The sequence below is a fragment of the Haloplanus rubicundus genome (assembly GCF_003342675.1).
Classification (GTDB): Archaea; Halobacteriota; Halobacteria; order Halobacteriales; family Haloferacaceae; genus Haloplanus; species Haloplanus rubicundus.
On sequence record NZ_CP031148.1, the window covers coordinates 70832 to 86589 of the forward strand.

General features: G+C 68.6%; 19 protein-coding genes and 1 tRNA gene. 12 read left to right on the top strand and 8 right to left on the bottom strand.

Annotated elements, in window-relative coordinates; translation table 11 throughout:
* From DU484_RS01240 to DU484_RS01270, 7 genes are all read left to right on the top strand, one after another.
* Window positions 1-1716 (top strand): cytochrome c oxidase subunit I, encoded by a 1716-nt coding sequence (locus tag DU484_RS01240; protein WP_114604880.1) that lies wholly within the window; start codon window positions 1-3, stop codon window positions 1714-1716.
* A gap of 6 nt (window positions 1717-1722) precedes the next feature.
* Window positions 1723-2730: a protoheme IX farnesyltransferase gene (locus DU484_RS01245; protein WP_114604881.1), complete on the top strand. Its 1008-nt coding sequence runs from the start codon at window positions 1723-1725 to the stop codon at window positions 2728-2730.
* Between the two features lie 56 nt (window positions 2731-2786).
* Entirely contained in the window at window positions 2787-3500 is a 714-nt protein-coding gene (locus tag DU484_RS01250; protein ID WP_114604882.1) for a hypothetical protein, read from the top strand.
* Window positions 3501-3574: 74 nt separating this feature from the next.
* On the top strand, window positions 3575-3943 hold the full coding sequence (locus DU484_RS01255) for a DUF5518 domain-containing protein (protein WP_114604883.1): 369 nt from the start codon (window positions 3575-3577) through the stop codon (window positions 3941-3943).
* Between the two features lie 206 nt (window positions 3944-4149).
* Entirely contained in the window at window positions 4150-5874 is a 1725-nt protein-coding gene (locus tag DU484_RS01260) for a BCCT family transporter (RefSeq protein ID WP_114604884.1), read from the top strand.
* A gap of 166 nt (window positions 5875-6040) precedes the next feature.
* Window positions 6041-6238 (top strand): hypothetical protein, encoded by a 198-nt coding sequence (locus tag DU484_RS01265; RefSeq protein WP_114604885.1) that lies wholly within the window; start codon window positions 6041-6043, stop codon window positions 6236-6238.
* On the top strand, window positions 6228-6524 hold the full coding sequence (locus DU484_RS01270) for a type II toxin-antitoxin system RelE family toxin (protein WP_114604886.1): 297 nt from the start codon (window positions 6228-6230) through the stop codon (window positions 6522-6524). Before DU484_RS01265 ends, DU484_RS01270 begins: the two co-directional genes overlap by 11 nt.
* 20 nt (window positions 6525-6544) lie before the next feature.
* Here the strand turns inward: DU484_RS01270 and DU484_RS01275 are convergent, their stop codons facing one another.
* The 3 genes from DU484_RS01275 to DU484_RS01285 form a co-directional block, all read right to left on the bottom strand.
* Complete coding sequence (locus DU484_RS01275; RefSeq protein ID WP_157969469.1) at window positions 6545-7090, bottom strand: hypothetical protein; 546 nt, start codon at window positions 7088-7090, stop codon at window positions 6545-6547.
* 356 nt (window positions 7091-7446) lie between these two features.
* A tRNA-Arg gene (locus tag DU484_RS01280) sits at window positions 7447-7550 on the bottom strand.
* Window positions 7551-7664: 114 nt separating this feature from the next.
* Window positions 7665-8042 carry a YccF domain-containing protein gene (locus tag DU484_RS01285; RefSeq protein ID WP_114604888.1) on the bottom strand — a complete coding sequence of 126 codons (378 nt, stop codon included), beginning with the start codon at window positions 8040-8042 and terminating at the stop codon, window positions 7665-7667.
* A gap of 83 nt (window positions 8043-8125) precedes the next feature.
* On the opposite strand from DU484_RS01285, the gene DU484_RS01290 reads away from it, so the two are divergent.
* Both DU484_RS01290 and DU484_RS01295 read left to right on the top strand, forming a co-directional pair.
* The gene (locus DU484_RS01290; protein ID WP_114604889.1) at window positions 8126-8671 is read left to right on the top strand and encodes an AAA family ATPase; all 546 of its coding nucleotides are present in this window, start codon (window positions 8126-8128) and stop codon (window positions 8669-8671) included.
* Window positions 8668-9087, top strand: coding sequence for an RNA-binding domain-containing protein (locus tag DU484_RS01295; protein WP_114584418.1), 420 nt, complete (start codon window positions 8668-8670; stop codon window positions 9085-9087). Before DU484_RS01290 ends, DU484_RS01295 begins: the two co-directional genes overlap by 4 nt.
* Window positions 9088-9347: 260 nt before the next feature.
* Here the strand turns inward: DU484_RS01295 and DU484_RS01300 are convergent, their stop codons facing one another.
* Window positions 9348-9863 carry a gamma carbonic anhydrase family protein gene (locus DU484_RS01300; protein WP_114604890.1) on the bottom strand — a complete coding sequence of 172 codons (516 nt, stop codon included), beginning with the start codon at window positions 9861-9863 and terminating at the stop codon, window positions 9348-9350.
* A gap of 71 nt (window positions 9864-9934) precedes the next feature.
* Here DU484_RS01300 and DU484_RS01305 point away from each other — a divergent pair, with 71 nt between their 5' ends.
* Entirely contained in the window at window positions 9935-10309 is a 375-nt protein-coding gene (locus DU484_RS01305) for a secondary thiamine-phosphate synthase enzyme YjbQ (RefSeq protein ID WP_114604891.1), read from the top strand.
* Here DU484_RS01305 and DU484_RS01310 read toward each other — a convergent pair.
* The 4 genes from DU484_RS01310 to DU484_RS01325 form a co-directional block, all read right to left on the bottom strand.
* A complete protein-coding gene (locus DU484_RS01310) occupies window positions 10306-10863 on the bottom strand; it encodes a magnesium transporter (RefSeq protein ID WP_114584421.1) in 558 nt (185 codons plus the stop codon). The genes DU484_RS01305 and DU484_RS01310 overlap by 4 nt on opposite strands.
* Window positions 10864-11445: a magnesium transporter gene (locus DU484_RS01315; RefSeq protein WP_114584422.1), complete on the bottom strand. Its 582-nt coding sequence runs from the start codon at window positions 11443-11445 to the stop codon at window positions 10864-10866.
* 70 nt (window positions 11446-11515) lie between these two features.
* Entirely contained in the window at window positions 11516-12718 is a 1203-nt protein-coding gene (locus DU484_RS01320; protein WP_114584423.1) for an MFS transporter, read from the bottom strand.
* A gap of 37 nt (window positions 12719-12755) precedes the next feature.
* Window positions 12756-14156, bottom strand: a complete 1401-nt coding sequence (locus DU484_RS01325) for a signal recognition particle protein Srp54 (protein ID WP_114584424.1) — start codon at window positions 14154-14156, stop codon at window positions 12756-12758.
* An 84-nt stretch (window positions 14157-14240) separates the two neighbouring features.
* Between DU484_RS01325 and DU484_RS01330 the strand changes: the two genes are divergently transcribed.
* Both DU484_RS01330 and DU484_RS01335 read left to right on the top strand, forming a co-directional pair.
* Window positions 14241-15215, top strand: coding sequence for a hypothetical protein (locus DU484_RS01330; protein WP_114604892.1), 975 nt, complete (start codon window positions 14241-14243; stop codon window positions 15213-15215).
* A 40-nt stretch (window positions 15216-15255) separates the two neighbouring features.
* Window positions 15256-15600 (top strand): hypothetical protein, encoded by a 345-nt coding sequence (locus DU484_RS01335; RefSeq protein ID WP_157969225.1) that lies wholly within the window; start codon window positions 15256-15258, stop codon window positions 15598-15600.
* Window positions 15601-15758 lie beyond the last annotated feature (158 nt).

Sequence of the window (15758 nt, forward strand, 5' to 3'; positions counted from 1 at the left end):
ATGTTCGGACTCGGAACGTTCAGCTACGACGACGAGGGGTATCGGAACTGCTCGGTGACCGGGTTGCGGATCCACCGGTCCGCCGAGGACATGGTGAAACTGTTCGGCCTGACGGCCATCGTCGCGCTGTTGATCGGCGGGGTCTTCGCCATCTTCGTCGCCTTGACCCGGTGGGAACTCGTCGGCCTGCTGGCGCCCGCGGACTTCTACACCTTCCTCTCCATCCACGCGTGGAACCTGCTGATCTTCTGGATGATCTTCATGGAAATCGCCGTCCTCTACGTGGGCGGGCCGTACATCCTCGGCCGGCGGCTGTCGCTCCCGCGGGTGGCGAAGGCGGGGTACGTGCTGATGCTCGGCGGTGCGGTGCTGATCAACGTCGCCATCTGGCTGACGAAACAGCCGAATCAGGCGCCGCTTCTGACCTCCTACGCCCCCCTCCCCTCCTCGCCGTGGTTCTACCTCGGCGTGGTCGCCTTCCTGACCGGGGCCCTGGTGGCCGCGCTGCCCTTCCTCGCCACCATCTGGCACGAGAAGCGGGCGAACCCGGACGGCACCCTGCCGCTCGTCGCCTTCGGCGCCTTCATCACCTCCATCGTCGCCGCGGAGGCCATCGTCGGCGGCCTCATCACCTACGTCCCGACGCTCCTCTGGCGGGTCGGCGTCCTCGCCCACATCGACGCCGCGTGGTACCGACAGATGTACTGGATCGTCGGCCACGGCAGCCAGCAGATCAACCTGCTGGCGATGATCTCGGTGTGGTACTTCATGACCCACGTCGTCGGCGGCGCCGAAGTCGCGAGCGAGAAGGTGTCCCGGTCGGCCTTTGTCCTCTATCTCTTCTTCATCAACATGGGCGCGGCCCACCACCTGATGTCCGATCCCGGCGTCTCCGCCGCGTGGCGGGTCTGGAACACCTCCTACGCCGCCTACGGCGCCGTCATCGCAAGCATGATCCACGCCTTCGCCATCCCGGCCGGACTCGAAGTCGGCCGGCGGAAGCGCGGCGAGGGCGGCGGCACCTTCGGGTGGCTCTGGTCGGCGCCGTGGAAGGACCCCGGCTTCTCGGCGACGATTCTGTCGATCATCCTCTTTGGCTTCCTCGGCGGCATCACCGGTGTCATGATGGGGCAGATGCAGCTCAACATGACGTGGCACAACACGCTGGCGACCGTCGGCCACTTCCACGCCACCGTCGCCACCGGCACCACGCTGGCGTTCATGGGGCTCGGCTACTACGTCCTCCGCCTGGTGTTCGGCCGCGAGTGGATCGCGCGCCCGGTCGCGACGATCCAGCCCTACCTCTACGGCGGCGCCATGGGCATCACGTCGCTGATGATGATGTATCTCGGCATCCTCTACGGCATCCCGCGCCGGCATCCATCCGTGATGGACATCCCGGGCACCGAGTTCAGCTTCGCGGCCGCCCGGCCGCTGTTCGTCATCTTCGGCGTGATGGCCCTCGTCTCGATCCTCGGGGGCGCGCTGTTCGTCGTCGTCGCCGTCGGCTCCCTGCTCGGCGGCGACCGGTACGAGGGGTCGCTCCCGGTCGAACGGCCCACGGCCGTCGCGGACGGCGGGGACCACGACGACACCGCTCACCACCTCCTGAGCATGCGCGGCACCTTCATCCTCACCTCCATCTTCCTCGGGGTGTTCGTCGTGATGTGGGCGCTCAACTGGTACCTGCTCAGCCAGCTCTGGCAGGTCGGGTGACCGCGCGTGCTCCGCGAACTCCTGTCGCTGACGAAACCCCGGATCGCCGCGCTCCTGTGTTTGACGGGCACGGGCGCGACGTTCGCGGCGGGCGGACTCCCACTCCTCGACCTCGCCGCGTTCGTCCTCGCGGGACTGGGAATGGCCGGCGGCGCCGCGGCCTGTAACTGCTACTACGACCGCGACATCGACCCCGTGATGGGCCGGACGGCCGACCGGCCGCTGGCTCGGGGTGCGCTCGCGCCACGAACGGCGCTCGCGTTCGGCGTCTCGCTGCTCGCCGCCGCGACGGCCGTCGGCCTCGCGGCGCTCCCGACCGTCTCGGTGGCGTACATGTGGCTCGGCGTCGCCGCGTACGTCGGCCTCTACACCGTCCTGTTGAAGCGGCGCCACTGGCTCGGCGTCGTCCTCGGTGGCTCCGCGGGGTCGTTCCCCGTTCTCGCCGGGTGGACCGCCGTCCGACCGCTCGCGGCCCCCGCCGTCGTCATGGCGGCGCTCGTGTTCGTCTGGACGCCCGCCCACGCGTGGGCGCTGGCTGTCGTCTACCGCGACGAATTCGCCGCGGCGGGCGTGGCGACGCTCCCCGCGGTCACGACGCTCGAACGCACCCGCCGGGCCGTCTGGGCGTCCGCCGTCGGCACCGTCGCCGTCGCCCTCCTGCTCCTTCCGGACGCGGGCGCCGCCTACGCCGGGAGCCTCGTCGTCGGCGCGCCGCTCTTTCTCCTCGCCTACCGACCCGTCCATCGCGTCGGCGGCGAACCGCAGGCGGTCCGCGCCTTCTTCACCTCGAACGCCTTCCTCGCCGTCGCGTTCGTCGCGTGGGGCGTCGACGGCGTGGTGACCGGGCACGCGCTGCTCACCGGAACCGTCGCCGCCGTGGCGACGGCCACCGCGTTCGTCGGGTGCTGGACCGCCCGGCCCAGCCTCCGGAGCGTCCGCGCCGCACCCCCACCGCTCTGGGTGAGTCGGGCGGCCCGGGCCTGCGACCGACTCCGGCTTCGGGTGACCGGCTAACCACCCGAACACGTTCGTCACAACGCCCCTCCGGGTCCGGTTCGTACGGACGGCCGATGAACGAGGACACCGTTCAGTCGCCGGGAGCGTGGGTGGCCGGCAGTCTGCGCGACGCCTGGCGGACGATGCGGTCCGTCTACTACGCCAACTCGCTGAGTTGGCGGTTCCTCAAGAGCGGCGCGCTGGTCTTTCTCGGCTTCTTCCTGTGGTCCGCGTCGAACCTCTTGCTCTCCTACCAGCCGACGTGGACGTGGCTCCACTACCCCATGAGCTACGGCTTCCTCCTGATCCTCTACGGTCCCGTCCACCACTTCCTCGTCATCCCGTTGGGGATTCGCTGGCGGCGGGGGAGCGACGGGCCCACGCGGATCGGGCGCCGCCTCCCCACCGCCGGCCTCGCGCTGTTTCTCGTGGCCGTCGTCGTCCTCGGCACCGCGCCGACGGCGCCCGTCGTCTTCGACTTCCAGTCGTCGCTGGAGGGGGCGGGTGCCGACGTCGACCCCGACCTGCTCTGTACGCAGTCGGCGGCGAGCGGCGAGACGGTCGTCCACTGTCACCTGACCGAATCCGAGGGGGTCGACCACGTCGTCGTGATGAGCGGCGGCGAACGCGTCACCGTCGACCGGGACCCGCCGTTCGACTTCGACGTCAGCGAGCGCCAACTGACGAGCGTGACGGGCGAGAAACAGTTCCAGGTCCTCCTCAAGGACGCCGACGGCGACACCATCCGCCGATACACCCGGACGCTGTCGATGGTGCCCGAGGGATGACGGGGGGCGAACGCTCGGCGCCACGTCGTCGAAGGGGCCGAAAGTATTTGCCCCGTCCGACACTCCGTGATCGCATGGTCTCCGACTCGACTCTCCACGCGCTAATCGGCGCCGTCGTGACCGTCGTGTTCTCGTTCGTGCCGTTCTCACCCGTACTGGGCGGGGGCGTCGCCGCCTACCTGAACGACGCCGACACGAGCGACGGCGTCAGGGTCGGCGCGCTCTCCGGCCTGATCGCGTCGATTCCGCTCCTGATCTTCGGCCTCCTCGCGTTCGCCATCTTCGGCATCTTCACCGTCGGCGGTCCCGGCATGAACGGGATGGCCGTCGGCCTCGGCGGCTTCTTCATCGTCCTCCTGATCGGTGTCGTCGCCATCGCCTACACCGTCGGTCTGAGCGCGCTGGGCGGGTATCTGGGGGCGTACTTCGTCGACGGCGCCTGAAACCGGACGGCGGCGGCGCGCCCGAATCGACGCGAGTCGCTCGACCGACGGGCGAACCGTTATACATGCTGAATGCTAACAATTATCATGTTATACCGGCCGGTCGGGACGACGGCGGCCGACGGATCTCACGCACGCCCAGTCGGTCGGATCGGCGCCGACCGACCGTCGGGGCGGCGGACGGCCCACCGTCGGAGGCGTGACCGGTGAACCCGGAAGACGACGCTGTCGGGGAGTCCGGCGAGGGCCTCCAGGTCGAACTCTTCCACCCCGACACCGAGCGCAAACCCGGCGACACCAACGTCCGCAAGTGGAAATTCGACGTCCATCCGCGGGTGTTTCCGGTCGCCTGTCTGGTGATCGCGCTGTTCGTTACGCTCACGCTGGTCTTCAGATCGCAAGCCGAGGCCGTCTTCGACGCGGTTCAGACGGGCATCTTCGCGACGGCGGGCTGGTTCTACATCCTCTCGGCGAACGTCTTCATCGTCGTCATCCTCTATTTCGCGCTCGGGAAGTTCGGCACCATCCGCCTCGGCGGCGTCGAGGCGACACCGGAGTTCAGCGACTTCTCGTGGATGGCCATGCTGTTCAGCGCCGGGATGGGCATCGGTCTCATGTTCTTCAGCGTTGCCGAACCGATATTCCACTTCGGGACGGTACCACCCTTCTTCGGCGGGGTGGAAAGCCGGACGGCCGCGGCCGGTAGCGCGGCGATGGCCACGACGTTTTTTCACTGGGGACTCCACCCGTGGGCGATATACGCGCTCGTCGGTCTCGGGTTGGCCTTCTTCTCGTTCAACCGCGGCCTTCCGCTGACCTTCCGGTCGATCTTCTGGCCGCTGCTCGGCGAGCGCATCTACGGGTGGCCGGGACACGTCATCGACGTGCTCTCCGTCATGGCGACGCTGTTCGGCCTCTCGACGTCGCTGGGAATCGGCGTCCAGCAGATCAACGCCGGCCTCGCCGTCCTGTCGGGGCAGTTTCTCCCCGTGACGGTGCCGCAGGCGACGTGGGTGCAGGTCGTCCTCATCGGCATCATCACCGCCATCGCGACGCTGTCGGTGGCCGCCGGACTCGACGGGGGCGTCCGTCGACTCAGCGAAGCCAACCTCTACCTGATGGGCCTGCTTCTGGGCCTGATGGTGGTCGTCGGACCGACGCTGTACCTCCTCGGAACCTTCGTCTCGAGCATCGGCGCCTACGTCGGCGTCCTCCCGGAACTGGCGTTCTGGACCGAGACGGCCGGGGGGTCGGGGTGGCAACGCGGCTGGACGATATTCTACTGGGGCTGGTGGATATCGTGGTCGCCGTTCGTCGGCATGTTCATCGCCCGCATCTCGAAGGGACGCACCGTCCGCGAGTTCGTCCTCGGCGTCCTCCTGCTGCCGTCGCTGTTTTCGTTCTTCTGGATGTCCGTCTTCGGTGGGTCGGCGCTGTTCGTCGAGTTGGAGACGGCGGGGACGCTCGTCGACGCCGTCGACGCCGACGTGGCGACGGCGATGTTCGAACTGTTCGCCGTCTTCCCGCTGACGGTGCCGATGTCGGTCCTCGGCGTCGTGTTGGTCGTCACGTTCTTCGTCACCTCCTCGGACTCCGGATCGCTGGTGATCGATCACCTGACCTCGGGAGGGAAACACGACGGCTCGGTCGTCCAGCGCGTCTTCTGGGCGCTGACCGAGGGCGTCGTCGCCGCCGTGTTGCTGGTCGGTGGCGGCCTGACCGCGCTCCAGGCCGCCTCCATCGCGACCGGACTCCCGTTCGCGGCCGTCCTCCTGTTGATGTGCTATACCGTCTATCTGGGGCTCGCCCGCGAACACGAGATCATGGCCTCCGCCGAGTTCGCGGCGTGGCTCGAGCGAATCGAGGCCGACGGTGCCGAGGACGCGAGACTCGACGCGGCGACGGGTGACTCGGCCGCCGGCATCGACTGATGCGGGGTACTGTCCGTCAGTACCGGTGGTTCGTCGAGGGGAAAAACGGGCACGTTGGGATCCGGTTCGCTGGCGATATGCAACCCCGATGGTAGCGAACGCAGTTCGTCCACCCAAACCTTTTCGCTGTAAGCGTTGTAAGGATTGAACAGAGGTATCAGCACGTATGTCCAACGCCAGCAAACGAATCCCGGTCACGGAGGAGCGGTGGAAGGAACTGAACGAGCTCAAGGGCGCGGGCGAGACGTACGACGACCTGCTCGGGGAACTGATCCGGGAACACCAGCGCCGACGACTCGCCGAACGAGCGACGGAAGTCCGTGAAGCAGACACTGACGAACTGACGTCGCTCGATGAGTTATGAGGTTCTCCTCGCGGAGGACGCCCGTGAGTACGTCGCCGCGCTAGACGAGAAGAGCACGCGCATCGTGACGGACAATCTCCGGAAATTAGCGGACGATCCGTATCCGAGACCGGATTCGGGGTCCGGTGACAAAGAGAAACTGGTGATCGAGGGCGAGGAGCTTTATCGTCTGCATATCGGACGAACTCACACCGCGTTCTACGACGTACTCGAAGCGAACGAGGAAGTCCGCGTGATCGAGATCGTGGACATCGACGAGGCGCACAAGCGCTACGGGTTCGACTGAGACGGATTGTGTACCGGTAGCTACGCGTCGCTTGCCACCTGTTCCCTGCGACCGAGCAGCCAGCCCAGTGCGAACAGCGGAAGCGCAGGCAACCCACCAAAGACGAGCACGCCGACGGAAGCACCCATCGGGAACGGACTAGTTTGCAGGAGGGTAGTAACACCGGTCGCGACCGCAGCCAAGACGACGGTGCCGGCGGCCCACGTCCACCGCCGCCGGCGCAGACAGACACCGAGTGGGTATCCCAAGAGGGCAACGGCGAGTGCGCCCACCGGAACCAGCGAGCGGCCGCGTCTCGTGCCGGCGAAGATGAAAATCGTCCCAGCCAGCCAGATGACGGCGGCGAACCCGAGCGACACCGGCGGCGCCGGACGCCCAGCCAGGTGGACGGACGCCGCGGCCGCGAGCAAAACGAGTCCGGCGCCAGCGAAGACGACCCCGGGAAGCGCCACGAGGAAAGTAGGAAGCGAAAGCAGGAGCACGCCGGCAACGGTCAGGAAGAAGCCCGCACCGCCGAGTCGTCGAACCGTCGTGGTCCGGTCGTTCGTTTCGGACCCCGTATCCATGGTCGCCCCCAGAAGGGAGCGGGCATTAAGCCTACGCACGGCGGTGTTTCGATCGGCGGACAGCATCGTCCCCGACGAGGCCGAGCGAAGTCGAAGCGGATGGAATTCCGGCTACGTGACCCCGGCCGACGACGCCGCCTCCCATCCAGTAGTCGCGACGACGCACTACCGTTCGCGGATAGCGGGCACGATGGGAGTCCCGTGAGTGAGCGAAGCGAACGAACGGGACTACATCGTGGCCGCGAACGACCGAAGGGAGTGAGCGGGCACGATGGGATTTGAACCACGGTCGCGGCAAAGCCGCTCCCTGATTCAAATCCCAGCAGCCGCTACTGCTCACTGACGTTCGCAGATAGCGGGCACGATGGGATTTGAACCCACGACCGTCGGATGACTTCCCACACACGGGGTCGCGTGTGGCTAGAAGTCCGACGCTCTATCCGGACTGAGCTACGTGCCCCCACCGACGGAACGACGGGCGCATCAAAAAACCGTTCGATAAGACCCGTCGTAAGTCGTTTCCGCTGGTTCGCCGGAACCAGGGGACGAACAGGGACGACGGGCCGTAGAAACCTCAGCCGTCGAAGCGATACAGCGACGTGACGAGTGGCAGGCGGTCGAACATCGGAATCGCGATGGGGAGGCCGACGACGGTGACGGCGAGGAAGGCGGCGACGTTCGCCCAGAGCCACCCGAGCCACCAGCCGACGAGGACGAAATAGAGCGCGCGAACCCCGAGCGACCGCTGGCCGACGGCGGCGTCGGGGTCGCCGAGCGAGCGGGGTTCCTTCAGGGTGAGAACGGTGGGAACGAGGTTGATCAGTTTGACGCCGAGGGGAGCGCCGACGACGGTGGCACAGAGGAACCACGCGGCGTTGACGACGGCGGGGGTCGCCCACCAGCCGACGACGACGAACCAGAGGGCACGGGTGAGAAGCGAGCGTTGGGCCATGTGAAAGGGAGGCGGAGCGCGGGGAAAAGTCGCGCGGTGGGCGGTCAGAGGGTATAAGGCCGCGAGACGGGTAGCGGGTACCGATGAGGGTATTCGGTACCGTCGGGCTTCCGGGAAGTGGCAAGGGCGAGGCGGCGGCCGTCGCCCGCGAGGCCGGCGTCCCGGTCGTCACGATGGGCGACGTGATCCGCGAGGCGTGTCGCGACCGGGGGCTGGACCCGGCGGAGCACCACGGCGAGGTGGCGCAGGCGCTCCGGGAAGAGGAGGGCGAGGCGGCCATCGCGGAGCGCTCGTTGCCTCTGATCCGGGACGCACTGGAGGAGTCGGAGACGGTTCTCGTCGACGGCCTGCGCTCGCCCGCCGAGGTGGCGCGCTTCGAGGACGCCTTCGGCGACGACTTCGTCGTCGTGAACGTCGAAGCGCCGTTCGAGACGCGAGTCGAACGGCTGGCCGACCGGGAGCGCGACGCCTCCGACGCGGACCGCGAGGCGCTCAGAGCGCGGGAGGAGCGCGAACGCGGCTTCGGCATGGACGCGGTGATGGACGACGCGGACGTGACCGTCGACAACACGGGGTCGCTCGACGCCTTCCGGGCGCGGATTCGTGACCTGCTGGAGGCCGAGCCATGATCTACCGGATCGACGTGCGGGTGATCGCGCCCGTCCGCGATACGGAGGTCACCGACCGCGTCGCCGACGCGGTTCGGAACCTGTTCCCGAACGCGGAGCTTCGGGAGGAGCCGGGGCGACTCGTCGCCGAGGCTCACTCGATGGACGCGTTCGCCGAACGGCTCCACGAACAGGAGATCCTCGACACTGCGCGCAAGGAGTTCTTCGGCCGCGCCGACGAGGATGGGTTCGCGTTCGCGCTGAAAAAGCAGGCGGCGTTCGAGGGCGTCATCAACTTCGCGGTGGGCAACCCGGACGAACTCGGCGATATCGAGGTGCAAGTGACGGTCCACGAACCCGACGTGGAGGGGTTCGTGGATCACGTCGCGCCGCCGACTGAAGACGGCAAGCCGATTCGACCCGACGACGAAGGGTGACCGGCGAGGCGCGACGTGGCCACGGTCGTGGATCACGTCGCGCCGCCGACTGAAGACGGCAAGCCGATTCGACCCGACGACGAAGGGTGACCGGCGAGGCGCGACGTGGCCACGGTCGTGGATCACGTCGCGCCGCCGACTGAAGACGGCAAGCCGATTCGACCCGACGACGAAGGGTGACCGGCGAGGCGCGACGTGGCCACGGTCGTGGATCACGTCGCGCCGCCGACTGAAGACGGCAAGCCGATTCGACCCGCCGCTCAGAACAGTTCCTCGTGACGCGAGGCGAGGTCGGTGTACCCGCCCGTGCTGTAGTCCTCGAAGATAGCGTCGGCGTCGATGTCCGTCTCGGCGAGCGGCGTCGCCCGCGCGGGCACGCCGCGGACGAACGACTCGGGCGGAACGTCGTACCCCTCGGGGACGACGGTGCCGGAGGCGACGATACAGCGCTCGCCGACGTGGACGTCCGCGTTGACCGTCGTGTTGAACCCGACCAGTGCCCCGTCGTCGACCGTGGCCTCGTTCAGGACGGCGCCGTGGCCGATCATCACCCGCTCCCCGAGCGACACGGCGTGCAACACGGCGTTGTCGCCCACGTGTGATCCGGTGCCGACGTCGACCGGCGCCACGTCGCCCCGGAGGACGACCCCGGGCCAGACGCTGGCGTCGGCGCCGACGCGTACGTCGCCGACGAGCGTCGCCTCGCGGCTGACGCGGGCGTCGTCGTGAACCTCCGGCCGAACCCCCTCGAACGCGTAGTCGCGGCTGTCGACCATGACGGCCGTACGACACGTGGTACCGAATAGCTTACCCCGGTCGTTTTGCGCCTCGGCGTGCGAGGACGGGTATGGCATTCACCGTCTCGACGGACGCCCGCCTCGACGTGGTGGACGTGACCGACCGAGTCTCCGCGGCGGTCCCGGACGGCCGGGACGGCACGGCGACCGTCTTCGTCGACCACACCACCGCGGGCGTCGTCGTCAACGAGGCCGAACCGCGCTTGCTGGAGGATATACGGACGTTTCTCGCCGATCTGGTCCCCGACGAGGGGTGGGAACACGACCAACTCGACGGGAACGCCGACTCGCACCTCCGGGCGCTCCTGCTGGGACCGTCGGAGACGGTACCGGTCGTGGACGGCGACCTCTCGCTCGGCCGGTGGCAGTCGATTCTCCTGGTGGAGTGTGACGGGCCGCGCGAGCGGACGGTCCGGGTGCGCTAGACGAACACGAGGACGGCGAGATAGAGGAGGACGACGCCGAGCACGTCGCAGGTGTTGGTGACGACGGGGATCACCACGTCGTCGGGGTCGAGTTCGAGGCGGTAGGCGGCGTAGGTGGCGACGACGGTGACGAGGACGGCGAGGACGGCAAGGGAGAGGCCGCTGGTGAGCGAGACGGCGAGCACCGTCCACGGCGAGAGGGCGGTCGCTCCGGTGAGAGCACTCAGGCTCCACGCGCCGAGGCCGACGACGGGGAAGACGGTGGCGGCGAGCGCGACGGTGGCGAGGGCGTTGCCAGCGAGCGTCTCGTCGTCCGGGGCGAAGGAGAGCGTCCCGAGGTGGAAGGCGGTCGAGAGGCGGGCCGCGAGGACGCTCCCGAGGTTCCCCGCGGTGCCGATGGTGACGGGGACGAGGACGAGCAGGGAGGGGTAGCGGAGCAGGGTGTCCTCGAAGCTCCCGAGGACGAGTCCGCTCCCGAGTTCGACGAGGGTCAGAAGGAGGAGGATGGGGAGCATCGCCCGCGTGATGGCGCGGACGGTCCAGTCGGTCGCCACTCAGACCCCTCCGAGGACGAGCGCGACGGTTCGGACCGCGATCAGGAGAAAGAGGACGCCGAAGACGTCGCCGGTGGTGGTGACCAGCGGCCCGACGAGCGTGTCGGGGTTGTAGCCGCGGCGGTAGCCCGCGAAGACCACGGTGACGACGACGACGACGAGCGTCACGCCGGAGAGGAGGCCGGCGACGACGGCGATACCGACCAGTCGTCCGAGGCTCGCGACGGGCGCGCCGAGCGCCGACAGAATCGCGACCGCGGCCGTCGCGGCGAACACCGAGGCGACGATGCCGTTGGCGAGCGCCGCGGCCGCCGCCGCGCGGATGCGGCGGTCGCCGGCGCGGATCCGCGGTTCGATCAGGCCCTGGTGGAGGCCGGTCGCCAGCCGCGCTCCGAGCGAGCCGTAGACGTTGCCGCGGGTGGCGAGGAGGGCGGGGACGAGGACGAGGAGGCCCTCGACGGCGCGGAGATCCGAACGCATCCCGCCGAGGACGAGGCCGGCGAGGAGGCCACCGACGAGGCTGGCGCCGAGGGCGGGAAGCGCCTCGCGGTACGCCTCGACGGCAACCTCGCGGACGGTCATCGTCGGGGGCAACGCGGGCCGGGATGAAAAGTCGGGCGACTGCACGGACATCACCGCGAGCGGTCGAGCCTCACGGCTCCGTGAGCGCGAGGGCGGTGACGACGAGCATCGCGAGGGCCAACACCGCCGCCATCGCGCCGAACGCGACGGAGAAGGAGGCCACGTCGGAGAGGTAGCCGACGATGGTCGGGGAGACGGCGCTCATCCCCACCATCGAGGTGCGGACGACGCCGAGCGTCCCGCCCGCCACGTCGTCGGGGATGAGGTTCATCAGGTGCGCGTCGCGGCCGGGGCGGGGACCGTGGAGACCGACGCCGAGGACGACCGTCGCGGCGCCGACGGTCAGGGGGCCGACGCCAGCGACGACGAGGACGACGAGCGCCGCGATGCCAAGCGCGAGGAGGACGGCGATGACGCGGAGGTGTCCCAGCCGGTCGGCGAGGTCACCGGTGACGGGCTGGACGGCCGAGACGACGAAAAAGGCGCTGTACAGCAGGCCGGCGAGGCTGGCGTCGATACCCGCTCGGGTCTCCAGAAAGAGCGGGAGGAAGGCCGTGATGCCGCTGATGGCGAGGCCGAGAAGGACGGCGACGAAGGCGAACGCGGAGAAGCGCGGCGCCGCGAACGCAGTGAGATACGAGCGAAAGCCGTCGTCGGCGTCGAAACCGGCGTCGGCGTCGCCGTCGGGGAGGCGGGCGGGGACTCGCACCGCGAACGCACCCGCGAGACAGAGGCCGCCGACGGCGGCGGCGAGAAAGAGCGACTCCCAAGGGAGCGCCGCGGCGAGGACGGCGACGACGGCGGCGGGCGCGAGGACGCCGCCGAATTCACCCACGAAGTCCATCAGGCCGAGGGCGCGCCCGGATCGCTCGGTGTAGACGCTCGTCAGGAGGGTGATGGCGACGGTCTTGTGTGCACCGGTGCCGACGCCGATGCCGACGACGGCGACGACGAGGAGGGCGTACGACGTCGAGAGGAAAAGCGCGAGGGCGGCGGCGGAGGCGACGACGGCCCCGCCGACGATGACGCGGACGGTTCCGACCCGATCCGCGAGAGCGCCGGACGGGAACTGCATGACGGCGTACCCGCCCATGAGCGCCGAGAACAGCAATCCGAGTTCGGTGTTGGAGACGCCGTACGTCGACTGGAAGGTGCCGAACAGGGGCGGAAAGGCGTAACGGAGGAACTTCGCCAGAAACCAGAGCAGCGCCGTCAGCGCGAGGACGTCGAGGGTGCGGAGACGGGCGACCCAGCGATGGGAGACGAGCGACACGGGGGGCTTTGGGACCGTCTCCCACAAAAAAATGTGCCTACCCGAAGGGACCGCCCATGCCGCCCATGCCGCCCATCCCGCCGCCACCGCCGTCACCCTGTTGCATCTTCTTCATCATCCGCTGCATGTCGCCGTCGCCCATCCCCTGGAACTGCTTGATGGTCCGCTCCATCATCTTGTGCTGTTCGAGGAGTTCGCGGATCGACTCCGCGTCGACGCCGGCGCCGCGGGCGATGCGCTCGACGCGTTCCTGCCCGATGACGCGGGGGTTCTCCAACTCCTCCTCGGTCATCGAATCCATCGCCACGTCGAACGTGCGCATCCGGTCCTGGGTCACGTCCATGGCGTCGTCCGGCAACTGATCCATCAGGCCGCCGCCCATGCCGGGGATCATGTCCATCACCTGATCCAGCGGCCCCATGTTGTTCATCGCCTCCATCTGCTTTTGCATGTCCTTCAGCGTGAAGGACCCCTTCATGATATCCTGTGGGTCCCAATCGTCGTCCTCGTCGCCCGTCTCGGCCATGGCGCGCTCGACCCGTTCGGAGAGCTGTTTGAGGTCGCCCATCCCCAGCAGCCGGGAGATGAAGCCGTTGGGCTCGAAGCGCTCGATGTCCTGCACCGTCTCGCCGGTACCCAGGAAGGCGATGGAGGACTCGGTTTCGTTGACGGCGGTCAGGGCACCGCCACCTTTCGCCGTCCCGTCGAGTTTCGTGATGACGACGCCGTCGATGCCGATGGAGTCGTCGAACTGGCGGGCCTGATCTTTCGCCCCCTGCCCGATGGCGGCGTCGAGGACGAGCAGCGAGCGGTCGGGGTCGACGACGGAATCGATCTCTTCGATTTCGTCGATCAGGTCGTCTTCGAGGGCGTGGCGGCCGGCGGTGTCGACGATGTGCACGTCGGCGTCGGCGGTCGCCTCCAGCCCGTCGCGGGCGATCTGGACCGGATCGTCGGCGTCGGGATCGCCGTAGAAAGAGACCTCGGCGCGGTCGGCCATCTGCTCGGCCTGATCGTAGGCGCCGGGGCGGAAGGTGTCGGTCTGGATGACGGCGGGGCGGAGCCCCTTCTTCGAGAACCACCACGCCATCTTCGCGGCGGAGGTGGTCTTACCCGACCCCTGCAGGCCGGCGAGCAGGATCGTCTGCGGTTCCAGCGGAATCTCCGTCGACTCGCCGATCAGGTCGACCAGTTCCTCGTAGACGATCTTGAGGACGTGATCGCGGGCGCTCGTGCCGGCCGGCGGCTCCTCCTCCAGGGCACGCGTCTCGATGGCGTCCGAGAGGTCCATCACGAGGGAGACGTCGACGTCGGCCTGGAGCAAGGAGCGCTGAATCTCCTTGACGACCTCCGAGACGTCGTCCTCGTCGAGGCGGGACTTCCCCTGCAGCTTCGAGAGGGTGCCGCGCAGGGAACTCCCCAGATTGTCGAGTACCATTATCCACCGATACGCGCTGGCGCCGGTAAAGGCTTTGTTCACGCGAGGAACGAGTATAAGTCACTCCCTTCCCAACGCCGGGCGATGCAGCGGCGTGCCTACCTCCTCGCACTGGCCGGCGTGAGCGGCCTCGCCGGCTGTTCGGACGGCGGATCGTCGGCGTCGGCGGGCGACACCGAAACGGCGACGCCGACGCCCACCGCGACGCGGACGGCCACCGCCACCGCGACGGCCACGCCCGAGCCGACGCCCACCCCCGGCGCCCGGTCGCTCGCCCCCTACCGCTCGTGGCTCGTCGCGCCGACGCCCGTCACGCCGTACACCTACGAGTTCACGCACCTCTCGCTCTCGGCGGTGCGGGCCGACGCCACCGGGTCGTTCGCCGAGTCGCTGAACACCTACTGGCGACAGCGGACGGCGGCCTACTTCGGCTTCGAAGTGCCCGTGTCGAGCCTCGACGCGGTCCTGACCGTGAACCACTCCAGCGTCGCCAACGAGTCCTACCGCGTCGCCGGCGGCTCGTTCGATCCCGCGGCGCTCCGGAGCGCCCTCGACGGCGCCGGCTTCGACGCCGACGGCTACGTCGACGACCTCCAGCGGTTCACGCGGACCGAGGAGGGCCAACTGCGCGTCGTCGGCCTCCACCCGGACGTGCTCGTCAGCGTCCGCACCGAGGCGTCGGCGACGGCGCCGCTCGAACGGGGCGTCGAGCAACACGCCGCCGGCGAGGTTCGGACCGACGCGGACGAGGGCCTCGCGCTCCTCGTCGACCACTTCGGCGACGCCGACTACGTGACGGGGCGCGAACTCCAGCCCGCCGCGGAGGAGTACGCCCTGAGCAAGGCCGTCGCCACCGGCCGTCGCCTCGACGTTCGCGGGGCGAGCACGTGGACCGAGCGCACGTACGTCCTCCCGCCGGACGCGACGATCGATCGGGCGGCAATCGAGGAGGAGATTCGCCTCCGCCACGTCGGGCAGCCAGTCGAGGAGTTCCGCCGCGAGGGCCGGTTCGTCACCGTCGCCGGCGAGGTGGAGAACTCGCTGATTCGACTGCTGTAGAGCCAGAAGGCCCTTACCCCCGCGTGGCCGATGCTCGCCCATGCCTTCCAGACGTGCCGTCGTCGGTGGAGTCGGGGTGACGCTCGCCACCGGTCTCGCGGGATGTAGCGCGCTCTCGGGTCCCGAACCGACCGTCGTCGACACCGAAGTCGACGAGGGTATCGACGCCCTGATCGGCGACACCGACATCTTCGTCACCGTACGGAACGACGGCGCCGCCGGAACCGTGAGCGTGACCCTCGAACTCCTCGACGGCGAGGGGACGGTCCTACTCGACGAGACGCAGACGACCGACATGGACGCCGACGAGCGAAAGCGCGTGACGTTCTCCGTGGACGTGCCGGAGGGAACGGAGGACGTACGGGCGAGTGCGAGTGCGGCGTAGGGAGTGGAAAGGGCGGTTACGACTTCGTGCTCGCTGACGCTCGCACAGGGCTCGGGCGGATTCGAACCACGAGGACTTCGCTTCGCTCGTCCTCTGGGCTCGAACCGCCCTCACGTCACGGATTTGTGACTCGCCGTTCGGCTCGTCACAAAATCCGA